General features: G+C 43.6%; 20 protein-coding genes. 14 read left to right on the forward strand and 6 right to left on the reverse strand.

Going from position 1 to position 21,635, the window contains the following annotated elements; translation table 11 throughout:
* The first annotated feature begins 199 nt into the window (after positions 1-199).
* From coaBC to IC612_RS08485, 4 genes are all read left to right on the forward strand, one after another.
* Positions 200-1,396, forward strand: coding sequence for a bifunctional phosphopantothenoylcysteine decarboxylase/phosphopantothenate--cysteine ligase CoaBC (coaBC, locus tag IC612_RS08470; protein WP_194739752.1), 1,197 nt, complete (start codon positions 200-202; stop codon positions 1,394-1,396).
* Positions 1,397-1,461: 65 nt separating this feature from the next.
* Positions 1,462-3,120 (forward strand): DNA repair protein RecN, encoded by a 1,659-nt coding sequence (locus IC612_RS08475; RefSeq protein WP_194739753.1) that lies wholly within the window; start codon positions 1,462-1,464, stop codon positions 3,118-3,120.
* 41 nt (positions 3,121-3,161) lie between these two features.
* Positions 3,162-4,631 (forward strand): DUF5687 family protein, encoded by a 1,470-nt coding sequence (locus IC612_RS08480; protein ID WP_194739754.1) that lies wholly within the window; start codon positions 3,162-3,164, stop codon positions 4,629-4,631.
* Positions 4,628-5,404 carry an ABC transporter ATP-binding protein gene (locus tag IC612_RS08485; RefSeq protein ID WP_194739755.1) on the forward strand — a complete coding sequence of 259 codons (777 nt, stop codon included), beginning with the start codon at positions 4,628-4,630 and terminating at the stop codon, positions 5,402-5,404. Before IC612_RS08480 ends, IC612_RS08485 begins: the two co-directional genes overlap by 4 nt.
* On the opposite strand, the gene fumC is transcribed toward IC612_RS08485, so the two are convergent.
* Positions 5,346-6,728 carry a class II fumarate hydratase gene (fumC, locus tag IC612_RS08490; RefSeq protein ID WP_194739756.1) on the reverse strand — a complete coding sequence of 461 codons (1,383 nt, stop codon included), beginning with the start codon at positions 6,726-6,728 and terminating at the stop codon, positions 5,346-5,348. The genes IC612_RS08485 and fumC overlap by 59 nt on opposite strands.
* A 122-nt stretch (positions 6,729-6,850) precedes the next feature.
* On the opposite strand from fumC, the gene IC612_RS08495 reads away from it, so the two are divergent.
* The 6 genes from IC612_RS08495 to scpA all read left to right on the forward strand — a co-directional run bounded on the left by IC612_RS08495 (position 6,851) and on the right by scpA (position 15,135).
* Entirely contained in the window at positions 6,851-8,464 is a 1,614-nt protein-coding gene (locus IC612_RS08495) for a fumarate hydratase (RefSeq protein ID WP_194739757.1), read from the forward strand.
* A gap of 72 nt (positions 8,465-8,536) precedes the next feature.
* Entirely contained in the window at positions 8,537-8,809 is a 273-nt protein-coding gene (locus tag IC612_RS08500) for a hypothetical protein (protein ID WP_194739758.1), read from the forward strand.
* 156 nt (positions 8,810-8,965) lie between these two features.
* Complete coding sequence (locus tag IC612_RS08505) at positions 8,966-11,233, forward strand: inorganic phosphate transporter (RefSeq protein ID WP_194739759.1); 2,268 nt, start codon at positions 8,966-8,968, stop codon at positions 11,231-11,233.
* A 132-nt stretch (positions 11,234-11,365) separates the two neighbouring features.
* Positions 11,366-12,451, forward strand: coding sequence for a peptide chain release factor 1 (gene prfA / locus IC612_RS08510; protein ID WP_194739760.1), 1,086 nt, complete (start codon positions 11,366-11,368; stop codon positions 12,449-12,451).
* A gap of 46 nt (positions 12,452-12,497) precedes the next feature.
* A complete protein-coding gene (locus tag IC612_RS08515; protein WP_194739761.1) occupies positions 12,498-12,794 on the forward strand; it encodes a hypothetical protein in 297 nt (98 codons plus the stop codon).
* A gap of 220 nt (positions 12,795-13,014) precedes the next feature.
* Complete coding sequence (gene scpA / locus IC612_RS08520; RefSeq protein WP_194739762.1) at positions 13,015-15,135, forward strand: methylmalonyl-CoA mutase; 2,121 nt, start codon at positions 13,015-13,017, stop codon at positions 15,133-15,135.
* 53 nt (positions 15,136-15,188) lie between these two features.
* Here scpA and IC612_RS08525 read toward each other — a convergent pair whose 3' ends face one another.
* Positions 15,189-15,461: a c-type cytochrome gene (locus tag IC612_RS08525; RefSeq protein ID WP_194739763.1), complete on the reverse strand. Its 273-nt coding sequence runs from the start codon at positions 15,459-15,461 to the stop codon at positions 15,189-15,191.
* 102 nt (positions 15,462-15,563) lie between these two features.
* On the opposite strand from IC612_RS08525, the gene IC612_RS08530 reads away from it, so the two are divergent.
* Together IC612_RS08530 and meaB are read left to right on the forward strand one after the other, a co-directional pair.
* Positions 15,564-16,523, forward strand: a complete 960-nt coding sequence (locus IC612_RS08530; RefSeq protein WP_194739764.1) for an enolase C-terminal domain-like protein — start codon at positions 15,564-15,566, stop codon at positions 16,521-16,523.
* A 10-nt stretch (positions 16,524-16,533) separates the two neighbouring features.
* Positions 16,534-17,514: a methylmalonyl Co-A mutase-associated GTPase MeaB gene (gene meaB, locus IC612_RS08535; RefSeq protein ID WP_194739765.1), complete on the forward strand. Its 981-nt coding sequence runs from the start codon at positions 16,534-16,536 to the stop codon at positions 17,512-17,514.
* On the opposite strand, the gene IC612_RS08540 is transcribed toward meaB, so the two are convergent.
* Positions 17,497-18,024: a DUF4251 domain-containing protein gene (locus IC612_RS08540; RefSeq protein WP_194739766.1), complete on the reverse strand. Its 528-nt coding sequence runs from the start codon at positions 18,022-18,024 to the stop codon at positions 17,497-17,499. The genes meaB and IC612_RS08540 overlap by 18 nt on opposite strands.
* A gap of 119 nt (positions 18,025-18,143) precedes the next feature.
* Here IC612_RS08540 and IC612_RS08545 point away from each other — a divergent pair, with 119 nt between their 5' ends.
* Together IC612_RS08545 and IC612_RS08550 are read left to right on the forward strand one after the other, a co-directional pair.
* A complete protein-coding gene (locus IC612_RS08545) occupies positions 18,144-18,953 on the forward strand; it encodes a M48 family metallopeptidase (protein ID WP_194739767.1) in 810 nt (269 codons plus the stop codon).
* 81 nt (positions 18,954-19,034) lie between these two features.
* Positions 19,035-19,367 (forward strand): hypothetical protein, encoded by a 333-nt coding sequence (locus IC612_RS08550; protein WP_194739768.1) that lies wholly within the window; start codon positions 19,035-19,037, stop codon positions 19,365-19,367.
* A 36-nt stretch (positions 19,368-19,403) separates the two neighbouring features.
* Here the strand turns inward: IC612_RS08550 and IC612_RS08555 are convergent, their stop codons facing one another.
* From IC612_RS08555 to IC612_RS08565, 3 genes are read right to left on the reverse strand one after another with little or no spacing between them, the layout of a single operon-like run.
* The gene (locus tag IC612_RS08555) at positions 19,404-20,030 is read right to left on the reverse strand and encodes an outer membrane beta-barrel protein (protein WP_194739769.1); all 627 of its coding nucleotides are present in this window, start codon (positions 20,028-20,030) and stop codon (positions 19,404-19,406) included.
* Entirely contained in the window at positions 20,014-20,832 is an 819-nt protein-coding gene (locus IC612_RS08560) for an ABC transporter ATP-binding protein (protein ID WP_194739770.1), read from the reverse strand. Before IC612_RS08560 ends, IC612_RS08555 begins: the two co-directional genes overlap by 17 nt.
* Positions 20,832-21,584, reverse strand: a complete 753-nt coding sequence (locus tag IC612_RS08565) for an MlaE family ABC transporter permease (RefSeq protein ID WP_194739771.1) — start codon at positions 21,582-21,584, stop codon at positions 20,832-20,834. Before IC612_RS08565 ends, IC612_RS08560 begins: the two co-directional genes overlap by 1 nt.
* Positions 21,585-21,635 lie beyond the last annotated feature (51 nt).

Raw genomic sequence — 21,635 nt, forward strand, 5'->3', positions numbered from 1 at the left:
ATCAAGAAAAGGACGGCATAAACCGTCCTTCTGCTTGGGCTAAAAACCCAAAATCTACTTTTTTAACCCCAATTGGCTAAAAACAAAAGACTGTCCTCATTTTAGTTATGGGGACAGCCTCTTTTTTATTTGCCTGGCCGCTTAATAGAAAAATAGAATTGTGTAAATTGCCTGAGTATAATCGCATACATTATATCCAATGCAAGAGAAAAAGATTTTACTGATCATCACGGGAGGCATTGCAGCCTATAAAATGTACCAGGTGGTTAGGGATCTGGTACGAAGTGGCGCCCAGGTTCAGATAGTACTTACTCCAGGGGCGCGCGATTTTGTGAGCGTTTTAACGCTCTCTACCCTCTCCGGCCGACCGGTGCTTAGTGAATTTTTCACTAAAGAGGAAGTTTGGAATAATCATGTGGATCTTGCTCTTTGGGCCGATCTTATTGTTGTGGCCCCCTGTACCGCGAATACCCTTTCAAAAATGGTCCACGGCCAATGCGACAATCTTGCATTAGCAGTTTATTTATCCGCGAAATGTCCCGTGCTCATTGCTCCGGCTATGGATCTGGACATGTATGGGCACCCTTCCACAAAATGGAACCTGGAGATGGCGCAGGAGTACGGTAATGTCATCATACCTGCTGAATACGGAGAACTCGCCAGCGGTTTGGTAGGGGAAGGCCGGTTAGCTTCACCGCAAGTGATCTTAGACTATATTGAGGACTACCTCCTTGGTGTAGGTTCTCATTTTTTTAAAGGCAAAAAGATACTCATTACCGCCGGACCTACTTTTGAACCGCTCGATCCCGTGCGCTTTATCGGGAACCACTCGTCCGGTAAGATGGGCTATGCTTTAGCACGGAGGGCAGCGGCATTAGGGGCGCAGGTCACTCTGGTAAGTGGACCCACAAATCTAGAGCTTACCCATCCCAATATTGTAGTAAAGAAAGTTACTACGGCCCAGCAAATGCTTCAGGAAACACTTCTTTATTACGACGAAATGGATATCGCCATTGCAAGTGCTGCCGTCGCGGACTACCGGCCTGAAACCGTCTCCGAAGAAAAAATAAAGAAGAGTGAAGAGAATTTAACGATTTCCCTGGTTAAAAATCCCGACATTCTCAAAACGTGGGGCGAGCGAAAAAAGAAGCAGTTTCTGGTGGGATTTGCGCTCGAAACCACCGAGGAGATGCACAATGCGAAGGTAAAACTCGAAAAGAAGAATCTGGATCTGATAGTCCTTAATTCCCTAAAGGACTCGGGCGCAGGATTTCAGCACGACACCAATAAAGTCACCCTTATTACAAGGACCGCAGTAGCCGAGTTTTCTTTAAAAAGCAAAAGCGAAGTGGCCGCCGATATATTTGATTTTATTGAGTCGCACTATATCCCGTAACGCCACCTGACTTAGTATCCCATATTAAATAGAAATGCAATTGCATTCATTGTTATTTTTGCAGCATGCTTAAAAAAATCTTCATACAGAATTTTGCACTGATTGACCATCTGAATATCGACCTGCAGGAAGGACTGCAGGTAATAACCGGTGAGACCGGCGCAGGAAAGTCAATTATTCTGGGCGCACTGCGTCTTTTACGGGGAGAACGTGCGGATCTTAAGATGATGGCCGATCCGGAGAAAAAATGCATTGTCGAGGCCGAGTTCCATCTTACGGATTTTTACAGAGACTTATTCGAAAAGCATCAATTGGATTTTGATTCCACTGCGTATTTAAGAAGAGAAATAGGTACTAATGGAAAATCACGCGCCTTTATTAATGATTCTCCCGTTACTCTCGATCTACTAAAAGCGGTATCCTCCCAGCTTATCGACATACATTCGCAGTTCCAGACTTCTGATTTGTTTACCCAGGAGTTTCAGTTTGCAATTTTGGATTCGGTTGCCGGTAGTAGGGACTTGCGGGACAACTACCAAATTCTGTTCCGGGAAATGGAATCAGCCCGAAAAAGAAAACAGGAAAAGCTACAGGAGCTACAAAGTCTACAACTGCAGGAAGATTTTCAGCTGCATTTATTTAATGAGCTAAGTCAGGCGGAACTTGAAACAACCGATTGGGAAGACCTTAAACAGAAATACGCCACGCAGCAACACGCCACACAAATCGTAGAACTGTTATCGGAAGCCTTCCAACGAATCGACATGGAAGGAGCAGGAATCCTGGACGGTATGGGCGAGCTGAGAGTGAAACTAAGTAAAGTGGCTGAGCTTTCCCACGAGTTCACAGAACTCTACGAGCGGTTTGAGCAGAATTTTCTGGAATTCAAAGACATCGTTTTTGAACTCCAGAACAAATCCGAAGAAATACATGTAGATCCCAGTGCAAAACAGGCTTTGGAGGAGCGTATAGACCGAATTCATTTTCTTCTGCAAAAGCACAAAGCATCGGAAATCTCGGAGCTCATTGCACTGAGAGATTCCTTGGGCAGAGGACAGGAGCAAATATTGCAGCTTCAGGAAGAGATAGCAGCGCTTGAGCTCGAAAGTAATAAGATGCAGCCTGCGCTTGAAAAAAGCGCAGCGCAGCTGTCTGCTTTCCGAAGCAAGGCGGCAGAAAAGGTCTCGGCCCGTCTGGAAAAAATTTTAAGCCGTTTAGGCCTCGAAAAGGCAAAAATCCAAATGCAGCTGACTCCACTTCCGCAGCTTGGTATCTACGGCCAGGATAAAATAGAAATCCTGTTCCAAGCCAATGCCGGTTTTGATCTTCGGCCAATCCAGGAGGCGGTCTCCGGCGGAGAGCGCTCCCGGGTCATGCTGGCTATTAAATATATTCTTGCCGAAAGCGCCTTTCTCCCGACCCTTATTCTGGATGAGATCGATACGGGTGTGTCGGGAAAGATTGCAGAGGAAATGGGAGTGCTGATGCGCGAAATGGCCCAGCAAATGCAACTTGTTGTTATTACACACCTGGCCCAGGTTGCGGCAAAAGGAGACCACAATTATAAGGTGGTGAAACTTCAAGGTGCCGAGCGGACCACAACCACTATAATTCCCCTCAATGCAGAGGAGAAGTTGCAGGAAATTGCCCAGCTCCTGTCGGGTGCCACAGTGACAGCGGCAGCGATGGAGCAGGCCAAAGCGTTAATAAGTACGCCCATGTAACTTTCCTGGCGCAAAGACTACTAATGAAGTAAATCCAAACCATGTATCTTAAACTACTTAGGCTTGAGGTTAAAAGCTTCTTTAGAAATCCACAATTTGGAGCGAATCTGGCAATGAAAATTCTTGCAGCCTTTGGGATGCTGTATTTTTCTCTAGTATTTTTATCCCTGCCGTTCCTATTATATTATTTTGTGAAGGATAAATTGGATGGTGATCCCCTCGTATTCTTTTGCAGCTTCTTCCTATACTATTGGGTTGCGGACCTTCTGATACGGTACTTCTTGCAACCCATGCCCACCCAGAATATTAAGCCGTTTCTGACGCTTAACATAAGGAAGTCCACGCTGGTTAAATATACTATTGTAAAGACGTTTGCGCACTTCTTTAATTGGGGGTATTTACTCTTTTTGATTCCATTTGCAGTATTACTTGTTATCGACGGAAATTATTCCGCTTACAAAGTGGTTCTCTGGACTATTGCCATTCTTTTTACGTTCTATATTAGCAACTTCACAAATATCTTGTTAAACGGCAAAAACGCCGTGCTGTATTCTCTTGCGGCAGTGTTTATAGTCCTAGGTGCCCTGGAGTACTACGGAATGCTTTCCCTGAGCACGTTTTCGGAGGCCGCTTTTATGTGGTTCTATCAGGTCCCTGTAAGTGTGTTTATTCCTGTTTTTCTAACCGGAGTTACGGCCTATTTTGCTTTCCAGGCGATACGGCAGAACTTTTACCTGGATCGGGGTCTGGAGCTGAAAAAAGTAGAAGCCCGCTCGCAGAATATAACCTTTTTAAACCGCTTTGGAGTAATGGGTACGTTTTTAAATAACGATATCCGACTTCTGATGCGCAGCAAAGCAGCACGTTCTGCTCTAGTAGCCAGTTTCTTTTTTCTATTCTATGGTCTGCTGTTCTTTAACAGTGCATACGAAACCGATTTTATGAAGCTCTTTGCAGGTATTTTTGTAAGCGGAGGTTTTATGATGATGTTCGGTCAAAGGGTGCCTTCCTGGGACAGTTCCTACTACTCACTTATGATGACCCAGAATGTGCCGTATAAAAAATACCTTATTGCCAAGTGGACCCTCATTGTTATAGGAATTGCACTTTCGCTCGTTCTCTCTACGGTCTATCTTTATTTTGGCTGGGAAGTTTGGCTGACTATACTTGCTGCGGGCCTGTATAATCTGGGAGTTAATTCCTATGTGACCCTCCTTGCCGGCGCCTATAACAAGAGTCCCGTAGACCTTAATTCAAGCGCAAAATCCTTTGGGGGCAAGAACAGCTTCAATCTTAAGACCATGCTTTTAACCATTCCGCAACTGGTCCTTCCTATGGTGGTGTACGCACTCATTAAGCATTTCTTCGGTCAAATGGCGGCCGTTGCCTCTTTAGGGGTGCTGGGACTTATTGGATTTTCCCTAAGAGAGTATATATTTAATTTTATTGTGAAAGTGTATCGCGTAGAAAAATATTCAACGCTGGAATCATTTAAAAAAGTGTCAGGATGATAGAAATCGCAAATTTGTCAAAGAGCTACGGAGATAAAACAGTACTGAATATTCCCCAACTGACAGTTACCAAAGGGGAAAGCTTTGGTCTGGTGGGTAACAACGGAGCAGGAAAAACCACGCTATTCTCCTTACTTCTGGATTTGATTGAGCCCAGCACGGGAAGTGTAACCATTGAAGGCAGTGCAGTGCAGTCCAACGAGAAATGGAAAGAGAAAGTGTCCTCCTTCATTGACGACAGTTTTTTGATAGGATACTTAACCCCGGAGGAATACTTTTATTTTATCGGGGAACTGCGCGGCTTTAACCGGCAGTGGGTAGATCAGTTTCTGCAGCAATTCAATGATTTTTTTAACGGGGAGATTCTTCAGTCAAAAAAATATATTAGGGACTTATCGAAAGGGAACCAGAAAAAGGTCGGTATTGTAGGCGCTCTGATTGGGAAGCCCGAAGTAATTATCTTAGATGAGCCTTTTGCAAATTTAGACCCTACCACACAGATAAAACTAAAAGCGCTGATAAAAAAGTGGACATCGGACCATCAGGTGACCTTTTTGATATCCAGTCATGATTTAGCGCATACGACCGAGGTAAGTAACCGAATTGTACTCTTGCATAAAGGATCCATCCTTAAAGATATTGCAACCAGTCCGGAAACGCTAAAAGAGTTGGAGCAGTTTTTTGCCGGTGATATGGCGGATCAAGAAAACGAAGCTAAACCATTTGCTCAGGATCCACCCAGCGGTCAAAGTCCTCTGGCCGTACAAGATTAAGTCGGACGGCTTCTTCTTTTAATGTGGTTCCGTTGGCGTGCGCCGCTTTTGCAATTTTAGCTGCATTTTCATACCCAATATGCGGGTTTAAAGCGGTAACGAGCATAAGGGATCTCTCCAATAGCTCCGAAATACGCGGCTCATTGAGTCTCAAACCCTCTATGCAATGTATTCTAAACGAAGTACATACATCGGAAAGCAGACGTGCAGACTGTAAAAAATTATAAGCTACCACAGGCTTAAACACATTCAGCTCAAAATTACCCTGGGTGCCGGCAAAGGAAATGGTAGTATCATTCCCCAGCACTTGCGCGCATACCATAGTTAAGGCCTCGATTTGGGTGGGATTAACTTTGCCGGGCATGATGGATGAACCGGGTTCGTTTTCAGGAAGCAATATCTCTCCAATTCCCGAGCGCGGCCCGGAGGCAAGCAGGCGCAAGTCCTGTCCTATCTTATAAAGTGCAACAGCGAGTTGCTTTAATGCACCATGGGAGGCTACCAGCGCATCGTGGGATGCCAACGCCTCAAATTTATTTTCCGCGGTTGAGAATTCGGTATTGGTAAATTCGGATATGTATTTAGCTACCAATGGTGCGTACCCCTCCGGTGTGTTTAGGCCGGTGCCCACCGCAGTGCCCCCAAGCGCCAACTGTTTCAAATGCGGAAGGCTTCGCTCAATGGACTGCCTTGCATTGCTGAGCTGCGCGGTATAACCCGAGAATTCCTGTCCGAAAGTAAGCGGAGTGGCATCCATCATATGGGTCCTTCCGATCTTCACTACTGTTTTAAACTCTTCTTCTTTGTCTTTAAAGGATGCAATTAATAGATTCAGATGGGGCAGCAAAGCGTTCTCAAGAAGTTCTACTGCCGCAATATGCATGGCCGTAGGGAACGTATCATTAGAACTTTGGGATTTGTTCACATCGTCATTGGGATGGATCGGTGAACTTTCTCCTAAGGTTCCTCCGCTTAAAACCGCAGCACGGTTGGAAATCACCTCATTGACATTCATATTGGTTTGGGTTCCACTGCCTGTTTGCCATAGTACTAGGGGAAATTCACTCCAGTGTTCTCCCGCGGTTATCTCATCGCATACCTGCGCAATCCAATCCCGCTTAGCAGGCGAAAGGACGCCCAGCGCACAGTTTGTAAATGCGGCGGCTTTTTTGATAACAGCGAAGGCGGAAATAAGCTCACGGGGCATTGACGAGGGCTCGCCGATCTTAAAGTTGGAACGTGAGCGCTCTGTTTGTGCCCCCCAATACGCATTTTTGGGCACCTTAACTTCACCCATTGTATCCCTCTCAATTCTGTAGTCCATGGTCGTATGTTTTGCTGCTGTTAATTCTTTAGGCCTTTTACTTACTATGATATTGCTCATGAGCAAGCCAATCGTCCCTATTTTGGGTTTTAATCAGTAAATTTACAGCATAAAATATACCAATGGAATTTTTGTACCAAGATCCTTATCCTATTACTAAAGACGAGACGGTTTATAAACTATTAAGCAGTGAATATGTACATGTAGAAAAGCAGGGCGATAGAGAGATTCTGCGCGTGGAACCCCAAGCCCTGGAGCTCCTTGCTCAGCATGCGCTCTCTGATGTCTCGTTTTTACTTCGCTCCTCGCACTTGGAAAAACTTCGGAAAATAATTGACGATCCGGAAGCTACTGATAACGATCGTTTTGTAGCATACAACCTTCTCCAAAATGCCGCAGTTGCGGTAAAAGGAGCTCTACCTTCCTGTCAGGATACAGGAACAGCAATTTGTGTGGCCCAAAAAGGAGAGAATGTATATACAGGCGTGAATGATGCAGAGTGGATCTCAAAGGGAATTTACAATACCTATCAGGAAAAGAATCTGCGCTATTCACAGATTGTTCCCCTTACCATGTTTGAAGAGAAAAATTCAGGGAGTAATCTACCTGCCCAAATAGATATTTATGCAACACAAGGCGCAGCCTACAAATTTTTATTCCTCGCAAAAGGAGGGGGTTCGGCCAACAAGACCTTTCTTTATCAGAAAACCAAGTCGCTTTTAAACGAGAAATCGCTTAGTGAATTTGTGAGCTCTGCGATTATGGACCTGGGAACGGCAGCGTGTCCACCGTACCATTTGGCTATTGTTATAGGAGGAACGTCGGCAGAAGCTAATCTTGCTGCCGTGAAAAAGGCAAGCGCAGGGTACTACGATCATCTACCTACCCAGGGAAATGAGGGAGGGCAGGCGTTCAGAGATCTGGAGTGGGAGAAGAAAATACAGGAAATCTGCCAAAGGAGTGCCATAGGAGCGCAGTTTGGTGGAAAGTACTTGACGCATGATGTACGTGTTATCCGTCTGCCGCGTCATGCGGCTAGCTGCCCTGTAGGCATGGGGGTGTCGTGCTCTGCGGACCGAAACATAAAAGGAATGATTACAAAAGAGGGAGTCTTCCTGGAAGCACTGGAAAGTAATCCGGAGCGCTTTTTGCCTGCAACACCTCCGCATCTTGAAAAGGCAGTTGAAATCGATCTGAATCGTCCTATGGACGAAGTTAGGGCGGAACTTTCAAAGTATCCCATCAAGACACGCCTCAAACTCAGCGGTACCCTTATCGTTGCACGGGACATTGCGCATGCCAAAATCAAAGAGCTGCTTGACCGGGGAGAGGCTATGCCTGAATATTTTAAGAACCATCCCATTTACTACGCAGGGCCGGCCAAAACGCCGCAAGGTATGCCATCGGGAAGCTTTGGACCTACTACTGCAGGCCGCATGGATGTATACGTAGATGAATTTCAAAAGGCCGGAGGCAGTATGATAATGCTGGCAAAAGGTAACCGCAGTAAAGCCGTTACCACGGCATGTGGCACCTACGGTGGATTCTACTTGGGCTCGGTTGGTGGGCCGGCTGCTATTCTGGCAAAAGAAAATATTCTCTCCGTGGAAGTGGTAGATTTTCCTGAGCTGGGAATGGAAGCCGTACGTAAAATTGAGGTGAAGGATTTTCCAGCCTTTATTATTACGGACGACAAGGGGAATGATTTCTTTGAATCCATTTCTAAGGGACACTAGAACTCTTAAAATTCAACTACAAAATTTCGTGGAAAACAAAAAATACCTTATTTTTGCTCAAAATCTCATAATATGCTGACGATATTAGAATTGTGGCCTTTCTACCAGTTTCTGTGGTTTATGTTTTTCCTAATCATGTTTCTTGTAGGATTCTGGTGTATCTTCATGTTCTTCGGAGTGGTTATCCCTATGTGGCTAACCCAGGGACTTGCAGAATATTTTGGAAAAACCAAACCTTTTGATCCGGAAGAGATTCGTAGAAAAACGCTGCCCGAACAAGGAGCAGAGGTTATTTACAGCAATCCGAAAGGAGAAGGTCCTTTCATCCATCACGGACATCACTAAATGATGTAGAAGTACTGCGCATTTACTGCAGTCTTCTCCCAGCAAAATTATATATAGGAATCGGCGCAATTTGCGCCGATTTTTTTTCATTAATTTTTGTTAACATTGAGGGGTACTCTACTTCAAGGTTTGTAATTTTGCAGCAAATTGCCTTTGATGGATTTTTACATTTTTATTGTGGGAGCATTGCTGCTGTTTGCAGCCCTGGATTTAATTGTCGGCGTAAGTAACGACGCAGTTAACTTTCTTAATTCGGCCATAGGTTCCCGGGTGGCCTCCTACCGTACTATTATTATAATTGCCATTGCAGGGGTTGTAATTGGATCCGTTTTCTCCAGTGGAATAATGGAAATCGCCCGAAAGGGTATTTTTTATCCGCAGCATTTCAGCTTTGAAGTCATACTTATTGTGTTTCTGGCAGTGATGCTGACAGACATCATCCTTCTTGATGTATTTAATAGTTTGGGTCTGCCTACCTCAACTACCGTTTCTATTATCTTCGAATTGTTAGGTGCATCCTTTATGGCAGGTATCCTCTTTACAATATCTAAGAATGAAGGGATAAATGAAATTTGGAAGTATATTAATTTTGAAAGCACCAATAATATCGTATCGGGAATCTTTCTCTCGGTCCTTATTGCCTTTACAGCGGGAGCGGTTATTCAGTACCTGTGCCGCCTGCTTTTTACTTTTCAGTTTGAAGATAAACTAGCGCGCTACGGTGCCGTCTTTTCAGGTGTAGGTATTACATCCATTGTCTATTTTCTTTTAATTAAAGGATTAAAAGGCACCACCTTGATTGATAAAGACACCAACGCATGGATTGGGGAGAATACCTGGCTAATACTTGCATCCTTAGCAGTTGTCTGTACATTAATTCTATTTATTGTGCAGAAAGTACTTAAAGTGAATCCTTTAAAGATAGTGGTTCTTGCAGGTACCTTCTCCTTGGCAATGGCATTTGCAGGAAACGATTTGGTCAACTTTGTAGGGGTTCCGATTACCGGCCTCCTTGCGTACCAGAACTGGGCGGCCTCTGGAGTTCCGGCCGGCGAATACTACATGGATTATCTTGCTGGAAACGATGTTATAGTTCCCAACTACATGCTTCTTATCTCTGGGATTATAATGGGCCTTACGATTTGGCTCAGTGCCAAAGCAAAGAAAGTAACCGAGACGGAAGTTAACCTAGGACGCCAGGACGAAGGGGATGAACGGTTCAAAGCCAATGCCATCTCCCGAAGCATAGTAAACTCCTCGCTGATGTTCAGTAAGGCTTTTGGCATATTGATTCCGCGATCGGTTATAAAACGCTACGAGAACAGCTTCGAGAAGAAAAAAATAAAGGAAGCTACCGAAACGCACGACACGCCTTCTTTCGATTTGGTTCGCGCTACCACAAACCTGGTTATAGCCTCCTCAATCATAGCATGGGCAACTTCGGAAAAACTGCCGCTCTCTACTACCTATGTCACTTTTATGGTGGCCATGGGAAGTTCTTTAGCCGATAAGGCTTGGGGAAGAGACAGTGCCGTGTACCGAGTAGCTGGAGTTCTTTCTGTTATTGGCGGTTGGTTTGTAACTGCATTTATTGCCTTTACTGTTTCAGCACTCTTCGCGCTAATTCTTTACAAAGGAGGGGAGACTGCAACCTACATATTAATTGCAATTGTGTTTGCTTTTCTAATTGTCTCACACTTGCGCTTCAATAAAAAGGAAAAGGAAAGTAAGAAAACCAAAGACCGGCTTAAAATTTTGGCCAACGGAGATATGAATACCGTGCAGAAATACCAGTCTCTGGTAAGTTCCACAGTTTCTGAAATTGCTACGAATTACAACCTTATCCTTGAAGGTCTAATCGGTGGGGATATCGTAAAGCTCGAGTCTGCAAACCGGGCTTTAATCGATTTGGAGCAACACGGTTATAATGTGCGCAGTCAAAGTATCAAATACATTAAAACACTTTCTACGAATGATAAACAGACCGCACAGGCCATCATATTAAGTAGTGACTTCATCCAGGATTTGGCGCAGTCTACGAAATTCCTTAGTGATGAGGCCCTCTTTTATATTAAGAATCTTCATGTGATCAGTGATCAGGAATTTTTAAGTGATTTAAAAATGTTGGACCGCAAAATGAATCATTTTTTTAATTTGGTTTTAGTATCACTCGAGCAAACGGCAGACGAAGACATCGAATCCATTAGAACGGAAAGGGACCAGGTGCGAAGTTTCATTAATGAAAAGCTGGACTTCCAGATCAGTAATATCAACAGAGCCAAACCAAGCACCAAGGAGGGTATTTTACAAACCAATGTATTCCTACAGAGTCGCGATATCCAAGCGGTACTTATGCGTATTTCCAAAATGTTCGTTAAACTGTACGAAACCAGAATGAATCCCTCGGCACTTCAAGGAGAGTAAGTTATAAGGTAATGTACCGGGCCACTTCATTCAGGAGTGGCTTTTTTTTTTAATTGAGTAAAATACCAAGTGTTTTGCCAAACAAACTATTCTGCTAAGATTACCTATCTTTGCAGGCAGAAAAAAAATCATATGTCAAAGTCTTTAGTTCCAAAACTTGAAGCCATAAAACAACGGTATAATGAGGTTGCAGACCTTATTATACAACCGGATGTAATCAACGATCAGAAAAGGTATTCTCAGCTGAATAAAGAATACAGCGACCTGGGAAAAATCGTACGAGTGTACGATTCCTATAAATCCGCATTGGACACCATCGCAGAATCCGAAGAAATTATCGCAGACGGCTCGGACCGGGATTTGGTGGATTTGGCAAAAATGGAAAAAACTGAGGCACAGGAGAAACTTCCTGGTTTGGAAGAAGAATTAAAGGTTTTGCTTATTCCAAAGGATCCAGCAGACGATAAAAATGTTATTGTAGAACTTCGGGCAGGAACGGGGGGCGATGAGGCAGCGATCTTTGTGGAAGATATTTACCGGATGTACGCTATGTACTTTAAGAATAAAGGATGGCGTCACGAGATAACGGATTCCAATGAAGCGGCAAAAGGGTATAAGGAATTGATTATGAAGGTGGAAGGCGAAGGTGTTTACGGTATTATGAAGTTTGAGTCGGGTGTGCATCGGGTGCAGAGGGTGCCGGAAACCGAAAGCCAGGGTAGGGTGCATACTTCTGCTATTACAGTGGCGGTACTTCCGGAAGCCGAAGAAGTGGATGTGGAAATCAACCCTGCCGATATCGAGATGCAGACCTCACGGTCCGGGGGTGCAGGCGGTCAGAATGTGAACAAAGTAGAAACCAAAGTGCAGCTTACCCACAAACCTTCTGGGCTGGTCGTAGTATGCCAGCAGGCGCGTTCTCAGCTTGCAAACAGAGAGCTCGCCATGGAGATGCTTCGGGCCAAACTGTACGATATTGAACTTCAAAAAGTACAGGGTGATGTGGCCGCCCAAAGAAAATCCATGGTTTCCACCGGGGACCGGTCGGCTAAAATTAAGACGTACAACTATCCGCAAGGAAGAGTCACAGACCACCGTATAAACAAATCCGTGTATAATTTGGATGCGTATATGAATGGCGATATCCAAGAAATGATTGATGCCGTTATAATGGCGGAGAATGCAGAAAAAATGAAGGGGGAGGAAGAAAACTATTAAGATGGTGTGAATTTTGCTGATTTTTTACAAAAAATGTAAATAAAATATGAAAAATTCTCTAGTACTAGTCAGTGCAAGCGCACTATTTCTGCTAACCGCTTGCGAGAAAAAAACCACTACGGTTAAGAACGATGAGGGAGGTACAACCAAAATCGAGACCGTTGGCTTTGATAAAGAAAAAATTGATTCTACGGCGGAAAACATAGAAGAAGGGGTCAAGGATGCAGCCGGTCAGGCCGGTGAGGCACTGGAAACCGCAGGGCAAAAACTAAAAAAGGGTGCGGAGAATCTGGAAGAAAATGCACAGGAAGCCACCGACGGTGACGGAAACATAAACAAGTAGGTAATATTATTTATAACGAGCCCATAGATAGTTCTATGGGTTTTTTTGTTAGTACTCCAACGCCATTTTTCCTTAAATTTGAATCGCATACAAATCCTACTGGCCAGAAGAAAGCCGCAATGTGAATCCCTACTATTAATGCAATACGTTGGTACACTGCAGAGCGCTCACGTATTATAACACTATGTTCACAGGGATATGTAGAGAAGAATTCTTAATTATGAAACGAAAAGAAATTGTAAACCGCCGGCCGAATTTTTCGCATTCATTTTCAATGCCTCAGCCTTATATGTTTGAGAAAGATGGCTTGCAGTTACAATCCCGGTATGTACGGAAAGAGAAATTTGCGCACCTGGAAGGAGCCGTTCCGGGAAGCGCACCCTTTTTACGCGGTCCGTATCCCACTATGTACGTTCAAAAACCTTGGACGATACGCCAATACGCAGGGTTTTCCACGGCAGAAGAATCCAATGCCTTTTACCGCAGAAATCTAGCGGCTGGGCAGAAGGGGTTGTCTGTCGCATTTGACTTAGCAACGCATAGAGGGTACGACTCCGATCATCCCAGAGTTGTGGGGGATGTGGGAAAAGCGGGAGTGGCCATTGATTCGGTTGAAGATATGAAGATTCTCTTCGATCAGATTCCTTTAGATCAAATCTCTGTTTCTATGACAATGAACGGCGCTGTTCTTCCAATACTGGCATTCTATATAGTTGCCGCCGAGGAACAGGGTGTTGACCAGTCAAAACTGTCCGGAACGATTCAAAATGATATTCTCAAAGAGTTCATGGTGCGCAATACCTATATCTATCCCCCTGAGCCCTCCATGAAGATCATAGCAGACATCTTTTCCTACACCTCAAGGAATATTCCCAAGTTCAATTCTATTTCTATTTCAGGGTACCACATGCAGGAAGCAGGAGCTACCCCGGTACTGGAAATGGCTTATACCCTTGCAGATGGGCTGGAGTATGTACGCACGGGAATTAAAGCAGGTATGGATATCGACAGTTTCGCACCACGTTTGTCGTTTTTTTGGGCCATTGGTATGAACCATATGATGGAAATAGCCAAATTACGTGCAGCAAGAGTTTTATGGGCTGAATTAATGGCCCAGTTTAAACCGTCCAATCCAAAATCGCTTGCCCTTCGTACGCATTGTCAGACCTCCGGCTGGAGCTTGACAGAACAGGAGCCGCTAAATAATGTTACCAGGACAGCTATTGAAGCTATGGCAGCAGTCCTGGGAGGCGCCCAGTCGCTTCATACCAATGCCTTAGATGAGGCCATAGCACTTCCCACGGACCACTCCGCAAAGATCGCCCGCAATACACAGCTCATACTTCAAAAGGAGACAGGGGTGTGTCAGGTTGTGGACCCTACAGCAGGTAGCTACCTGGTGGAATCCCTAACGGAGGAAATGATTCTAAAAGCCAGAGAATATATAGAAGAAGTGGAACGGGAAGGAGGAATGACCAAGGCCATTGAAGCCGGCATTCCAAAAATGCGCATCGAAGAGGCGGCGGCAATAAAACAGGCCAAGATCGACAACGGGGAGGAATTTATTGTAGGGGTAAATGCTTTCAAAACCAGACTTGCGCAGCAGGAAATGGAAATACTCGCAATAGACAATACAACAGTGCGTCACAAGCAGCTGGAGCGCCTAAAGCAGATAAAAGAAAACCGTAACCAAGCGCAGGTAACGAATGCCCTTCGAGCGCTGAGTAGGTGTGCTAGAGATGGAGAGGGTAATTTGTTGGAGCTTACCATTGAAGCTGCCCGCAAGCGCGCTACCTTGGGGGAGATTAGCGATGCATTGGAAGAAGTATTTGGGAGATTTAAAGCGAACGTACGTACAATAGAAGGGGTATATGCTATGAATGCAAAAGAGAATCAGAAATTCAATGAAGCGCTGAAATTATCCAATAAGTTCTTTGAACAAAATGGCCGAAGACCAAGAATCATGGTAGCCAAGATGGGTCAGGACGGACACGACCGCGGGGCAAAAGTGGTTGCCACTTCGTTTGCGGATATGGGCTTTGATGTAGATGTTGCACCCCTTTTTCAAACCCCGGAGGAGGTTGCAAAGCAAGCGATTGAAAACGACGTTCATGTGTTAGGGATTTCATCGCTGGCTGCCGGTCATAACACGCTCGTACCCCAAGTGGTAGAGGCATTACGCTCTCTGGGAGCCGATGATATACTAATTGTGGTAGGCGGGGTGATACCCAAACAGGACTACGGAAAATTATACCAGCAGGGAGCGCATTTTATATTTGGACCCGGCACCAATCTGGCTGCTTCCGCGTGCTCAATTTTAAAGAAACTGCTGCAAAACTGAATAAAAAAAGCCTCCCCTATACAGAGGAGGCTATAGAATACGAGGCAAAATAATTAGTTTACTGAGGTGATGTAATCGTAAACCAGAGCGCCCTGCTCAGAAGATAGTTTTGCTTTAGGCGCCATAGCATTGACGATACCTATCCACTCGGTATCATTGTGTGCTTTTGGATCGGGTAAATCATGGCATTTTCCACAAGAATTTTCAAAAATAGTCTTTCCTTCCGCTAATCTTTGGGACTCAGACATCTTGGTTCCGGGTGTTCCTTTTTGCGTGCAGGATCCTACCAGTAGTAGAACTGCAGGAATAATAAATAGTTTTTTCATAGTAATTGTATAGTTGCTTTAAATTTAGCTTATTTTTAATAATTAAAAACCTTTGCGTACTACGTTTTGCTAGCACTTAAATACAAGATCAATACCCTTTATATGCGAAGCGCATTTGTACTTGCGCACGGATCCTACACAGAGCGTTCAGCCATCACGGTCACTGTGACAGACCAGAGGCATCATGGGTACGGAGAATTAGTAGTTATTGATTACTACGGTCTCCAATTACAAGATCTATGCCTAGAGTTGGAACTTGTAGCGGGGTATCTAAAAGATCTAGTTTCGGTCCATCCCATGGAAATCTATGCGTATTTGTGCTCTTTACCTATTCATAGTTTTGTCCGCTCCGCTGTGGACTGCGCCTGTTGGGACTATTACGGTAAAAGCATGGGTAAATTGTTTTCTGAATTAAATAATATACCCCGGTCCACACCGCTTCAATCGAGCTTTACCATTGGTGTGACAGACTCTAAAACCCAACTACAGCAGGCAAACCAAAGTGCATGGAATTTTATCAAATTCAAGTGCGACAGGGAGTATGAAAATCTCTTAAGGGACTGCGGGCTTATTCAAAAAAAGTTTGCCATTGATTTTAATGGAAGTCTTAATAGAAAACAATATGCAGAACTGCTGGATAGTACTTGGTGCGCTGCATTGCAGTATATAGAGCAGCCGGTACCTGCTACCGAGCGCCCCAAAAGAAGGCAGAGAACTACCCTGCCCGTTATAGCGGATGAAGCATTTCAAGAAGCCAGTGACTTAAAGCAGATCGCTGAATCGTACGACGGCATTAATATTAAATTACTGAAAGTAGGCGGACTCACACCTGCACTTTTAAAAATTCAGCAAGCAAAGCAATTGGGTCTTAAAGTTATGATTGGCTGTATGACAGAATCCACTGTGGGAATCTCTGCGGCCGCAGTCCTGGCGCCCCTTTGTGATTATGCAGATCTGGATGGCGCAAACCTTATTGCGAATGATTATGCCTATGGAAGCACAGTGCAGGAAGGGCTTATCAGTATAAGCACTAAGCCTGGGCTTGGTATTGGACTATTATAATTTGAATAGTATGGAATTTTCAATTGAGCAGTTATATCATGGTATTTTAAAGGGGGATAGGCGTTCGCTTGCACGGGGCATAACTCTAATAGAAAGTGTACACCCTACGCACCGCGTTCTGGCAGATCAACTACTAGATAAAATAGCGCCCCGCGCTGGTAATTCTTTGCGCATAGGGATAACAGGGGTACCGGGCGCCGGTAAAAGTACCTTTATTGAACAGTTTGGGATGAGTGCAATCCAAAAGGGCCATAAGGTTGCAGTACTGGCTGTTGATCCCAGTTCCAATATCAACAAAGGTTCCCTTCTTGGAGATAAGACCAGGATGGAATTGCTAAGCAGAGAAGAAAAGGCCTTTATAAGGCCATCACCTACTTCTGGGTTTCTGGGCGGTGTAGCCAATGCCACTTTTGAAACTATGCTTCTCTGTGAAGCGGCAGGATACGACATAGTACTTATTGAAACCGTTGGCGTTGGGCAAAGCGAAGTGATGGTATCACAGATGTGCGACGTGTTTTTGTTAATAAGTTTGATAGGAGCGGGCGATGAGCTGCAGGGAATTAAAAAAGGGATAATGGAAATGGTGGATATTATCTTTATTAATAAAGTGCAAGAATCAAATCTGCAGGCTGCAAGAAAGGCAAGAGCAGAACTCATTCATGCACTGCAGTTTTTAAGAAGAGAGAACACCTGGAAGGTACCTGTTTTACTTGGATCCGCCTTAAATGAGAAAGATGTTTTAAACGTTTGGAAATCTGTGGAAGAGTTTTCTTCCCATAAAAAAGATGAGGGATTCTTTTATGAGCATAGAAAAAGACAGGCAGAGGATCGTTTTGAGTTTTGGGTCAATAATTTAATTATTGATAAAGCAAAACAAAGCAATGCTCTTTCTGAAAACTTCGATAAACAGCGTGCAAAGGCATCCTCTATGCTTACTAACCCAAGTTCGCAGGCACGGAGATTTGTAGAGGAATTATTTAGGGACCTGTGATTTTTCTACTGCTGTTATATAGCCTTCATAGGAGATAGGTTGTCGGTCCACTGCATCAATAGATAAGTAAGCTCTGCCGTTAGGGTACACATCGAGGAATATGCGTTGAATATTGGAAATGTCATTCGGTTGCATCGTAATTGTAGTGCTCTTACTGCTGTTTTTCACATTGTAGGAGTAGGATTTCGAATCAAAATAATGTCCTTGCTGGTCCCGGTTAAAAGTCCCGGAATAACTTCTGCCAAAATAGGGTAGTTGTGCGGACAGGTTCTTTCTACTGATTTGCAGCGTATAACCCGGATCTAAATCCAGAAGTCGTGCGTAGCCTCCTGGAAGAGAATTTGCAGCATTTACCACATCGTAATTCATAGGTAGCGCTTTTCGCGCATGGAACGTGAATGCTTGCTCCGAAATTAATCGCTCTACCGTGGCTTTGTCCAGCGTATTTTGAGTGGTGCAACCAAAAAGCAAAAAGCTCACTAGGACGGATAAAATATAGATGTTTTTCATTCTTGTAGTATTTATCGATATAGTTACAAAATTTATGCTAAAATCTACAAGAATATTTACTGCAGTACAAATGGAATAAAAATTGTTTATGGCTGCATAACATTAAATAAATAATTCTTATGAAAATAATTAAAATTTTGGGTATATGGATAGGTGCTGCCACAATGGTGGCGTGTTCCACGAATCCAATTACAGGTAGACGTTCTGTACAGATTGCAAACGATCAACAGATCGCAGCAATGGCGGACCAGCAGTATGATCAAGCATTAGCACAATCCAAGGTTGTAAAAGGTACCACTGCTGCAAATCAGGTGCGTACAGTAGGTGTTCGGTTACAGAATGCCGCCATTAATTATTACAAAACCATAGGAAGGTCTGAAGATCTTTCAGAATTTGCCTGGGAATACAATCTTCTGGAAGATAAAGCAGCCAATGCATGGTGTATGCCAGGCGGTAAAGTGGCGGTGTATACAGGTATTTTACCTATAACACAGAACGAAAATGGCCTAGCAGTAGTTCTTGGACACGAAATATCGCATGCGCTTGCAGGTCATGGAAATGAGAGAATTTCTCAAGCGATGATTGCCCAGTATGGTGGTGCAATATTGGGAAGCACTATCTCCAGCGGCCAGTGGGCTCAGGTCTTTTCTCAAGTATACCCGCTCGGAGCTCAAGTTGCTTTATTGAAATACGGTCGTAAGCAAGAACTTGAAGCAGACGAAATGGGACTTTATTTAATGGGAATGGCTGGTTATGATCCGCGGGGAGCACAACCGTTTTGGCACCGGATGGAAACAATGAGTACTTCTACCAACCGTCCGCCTGAGTTCCTATCAAGCCACCCAAGTCCTGATAACCGAAGAACCCAAATTGAGAGAAATCTACCAAAAGCTCTTGAGTACTATAAAGCAGCGGGTGGTAAAATTTAAGAGCTACCTAAAGACGTAATATATTTCAAACCTTTCCAATATTTACACTAAATTTGGGAAGGTTTGTTAATTATTAGCCCTATGAAAAGTATTAGTTTAATTGGAATTGTCTTACTGCTCCTCTCTGCATTGTTGTTCTATCTGACCACTGATTTTTCGGTTGAGCAGATTAAGTTATCCCACATGATGGGTATAATGGGTGGAGTAGGTATAGGCCTGATCATTGGCGGAATGGTAGGCTATGTATCGAAAGGTACAGCGCTTAAGCACCAACAGAAAATGAAGGAACTCCGTGAGCTGCAAAAGGAAAAAGTGCTACTGGAGAAAAGAAACGCCGAGTTAGCAAGGGAAAATAAGATTTCGGAATTGGACACGGAAAGTGCCACAAAAAAAATGCCTGATAATTTTTACTGATTATCAGGCACTATTCCATTTATGTGCTATTTCTTATTAGAAGGTGTAACCCACCCCCAGAATTAGCAAACTAGGACGGTTGTCGTATCTAACGGTATAGGTTTCTCCCGATACGTTGTTGTTAATAAATTCTCTTTGGTCGTTGGTGAATGCTCCTTCGTATCTTGCGTTGAGAACAAAATTGCTGATTTTTGCTTGGGCACCGAATTGATAGCCTACTGTAAAGTTATCCTTGGCGTTTTCACGAAAGTCATTATACTGATTGTCGGTGCTAAGGTTATAACTTGCTACAGGACCAACAAATACGCCAAGCGTTTGACCCAATACATTGGTTCCTACTAAAACCGGAAGGTCCACTCGGTTGCTTTTCGCTTCAATAGTTGTATTGGTTACAGGATCCGTTAGCTCATTCTTAAAAGTAGAATAATACAACTCGGGTTGAATAAACAGAGAAGTTGGTAAATCCACTTTTACTGATAGACCGAAATTGTATCCTACACTGTTTTTACCTTCAGACTCGTATGCTTCTACTGCGGAATTCGATATATTTTCCCAAGTCGGGTTACTGGTTGGGAAGAGCATGTTGGCTTTTCCCGATACTGAAACCTGAGCGAAAGCAGTTGCTGAGAATGCTATTAACGCTAGACTAATTGTTTTTTTCATTTTCTCTAACTTTTGTAGTTACGTTTGTAATTGAAGTTTTATCGGTTTGCAGAAAGTAGTCTCTAAGTTCTTTAAATAGCTCTGAAGAATACACAAAATCTATCAAATTGCGGTTCCCAGCAGTTATCACTTTATTTTTATCACCTTCCCATTCCAATATTCCATTTTTGAGATATACAATTTTCTCGCCAATTGTCATCACGGAATTCATATCGTGGGTGTTGATAATAGTAGTGGTATTGTATTCTTTGGTGATTTCCAGGATCAGATCGTCAATTACATTTGAGGTATACGGGTCCAGACCACTGTTCGGTTCATCGCAAAAGAGATACTTAGGATTATTGACAATAGCCCTAGCTATCGCCACCCTTTTCTGCATTCCTCCAGAGATTTCCGACGGAAATTTTCGGTGTGCATTGTCTAAATGTACCCTGCCCATTACTTCAAAGGCCCTGCGTTTTTTTTCCCTGAACGTTAAATTGGTAAACATATCCAAGGGGAACGTGATATTTTCTTCTACAGTGAGCGAGTCGAATAATGCGCTGCCTTGAAATACGGTGCCGATCTCCGAGCGTAGTGTCTGCTTCTCGTCACGCCCCATCTTCATGATATCTCTTCCGTCAAAAAGAATGGTTCCACTGGTGGGCTCATGAACGTTAAGTAAGGATTTTAGAAAAACAGTCTTCCCTGAGCCACTTTGCCCAATGATAAGATTAACCTTACCAGTTTCAAACGTAGTCGTAATACCTTTAAGTACTTCCGTGCCGTCAAATTCTTTTTTAAGACTTTTTACCTCAATCATTAGCTAAGAATCATTTGGGTTAGAATTAATTCGGAAAGAATGATAAATACCATCGTCCAAACGACAGCTTGGGTGCTGGCTCTTCCCACTTCAAGGGATCCACCTTTGACATTATATCCAAAATAGGCCGGAACCGTAGCAATTATAAACGCAAACACCACTGTTTTTACAAAGGCGTAGGTGTAAAATAAGTTGGGCATATACATTTGAATTCCGCTGATATAATCCGCTGAAGTCCAGTTTCCGGTAATCTGTCCTGCCAAATAACCGCCGTATACTCCTACCACAATAGAAAGTGCTATAAGAAGAGGGTTAAAAATAACACAGGCTAATATTTTTGGCAGGATTAAAAAATTGGAAGAATTTACTCCCATGATATCCAAAGCATCAATCTGTTCAGAAACACGCATGGTGCCTATACTAGAGGCAATATACGACCCTACTTTACCGGCTAGTACTAAGGAAATGATTGTTGGAGAAAATTCCAAAACCAATACCGCTTTGGTAGCGTAGCCCACAAAGGTAGCCGGAATAGGAAACGACGAAGCACTGAAATTATTAAACATCTGAATTGCAACAACCGCCCCTACAAAGACGGAGGTAAAGACCACTAACCCACATGAATTTACTCCAAGGTCATTGATTTCACGCATAAAAAGCTTCCAGAACACCGATGCTTTCTGCGGCGTTCGGATGGCTTTACCCATTAAGATAAAGTACTCACCTAGTGCCGAAAGGAACTTTTTTATCATTCTACGAAAGTAATATTATTATTTTAATTTTTTGAGCAAAAGGTCCTTTCC

It is taken from the genome of Planobacterium oryzisoli, from assembly GCF_015354315.1.
GTDB lineage: Bacteria > Bacteroidota > Bacteroidia > Flavobacteriales > Weeksellaceae > Planobacterium_A > Planobacterium_A oryzisoli.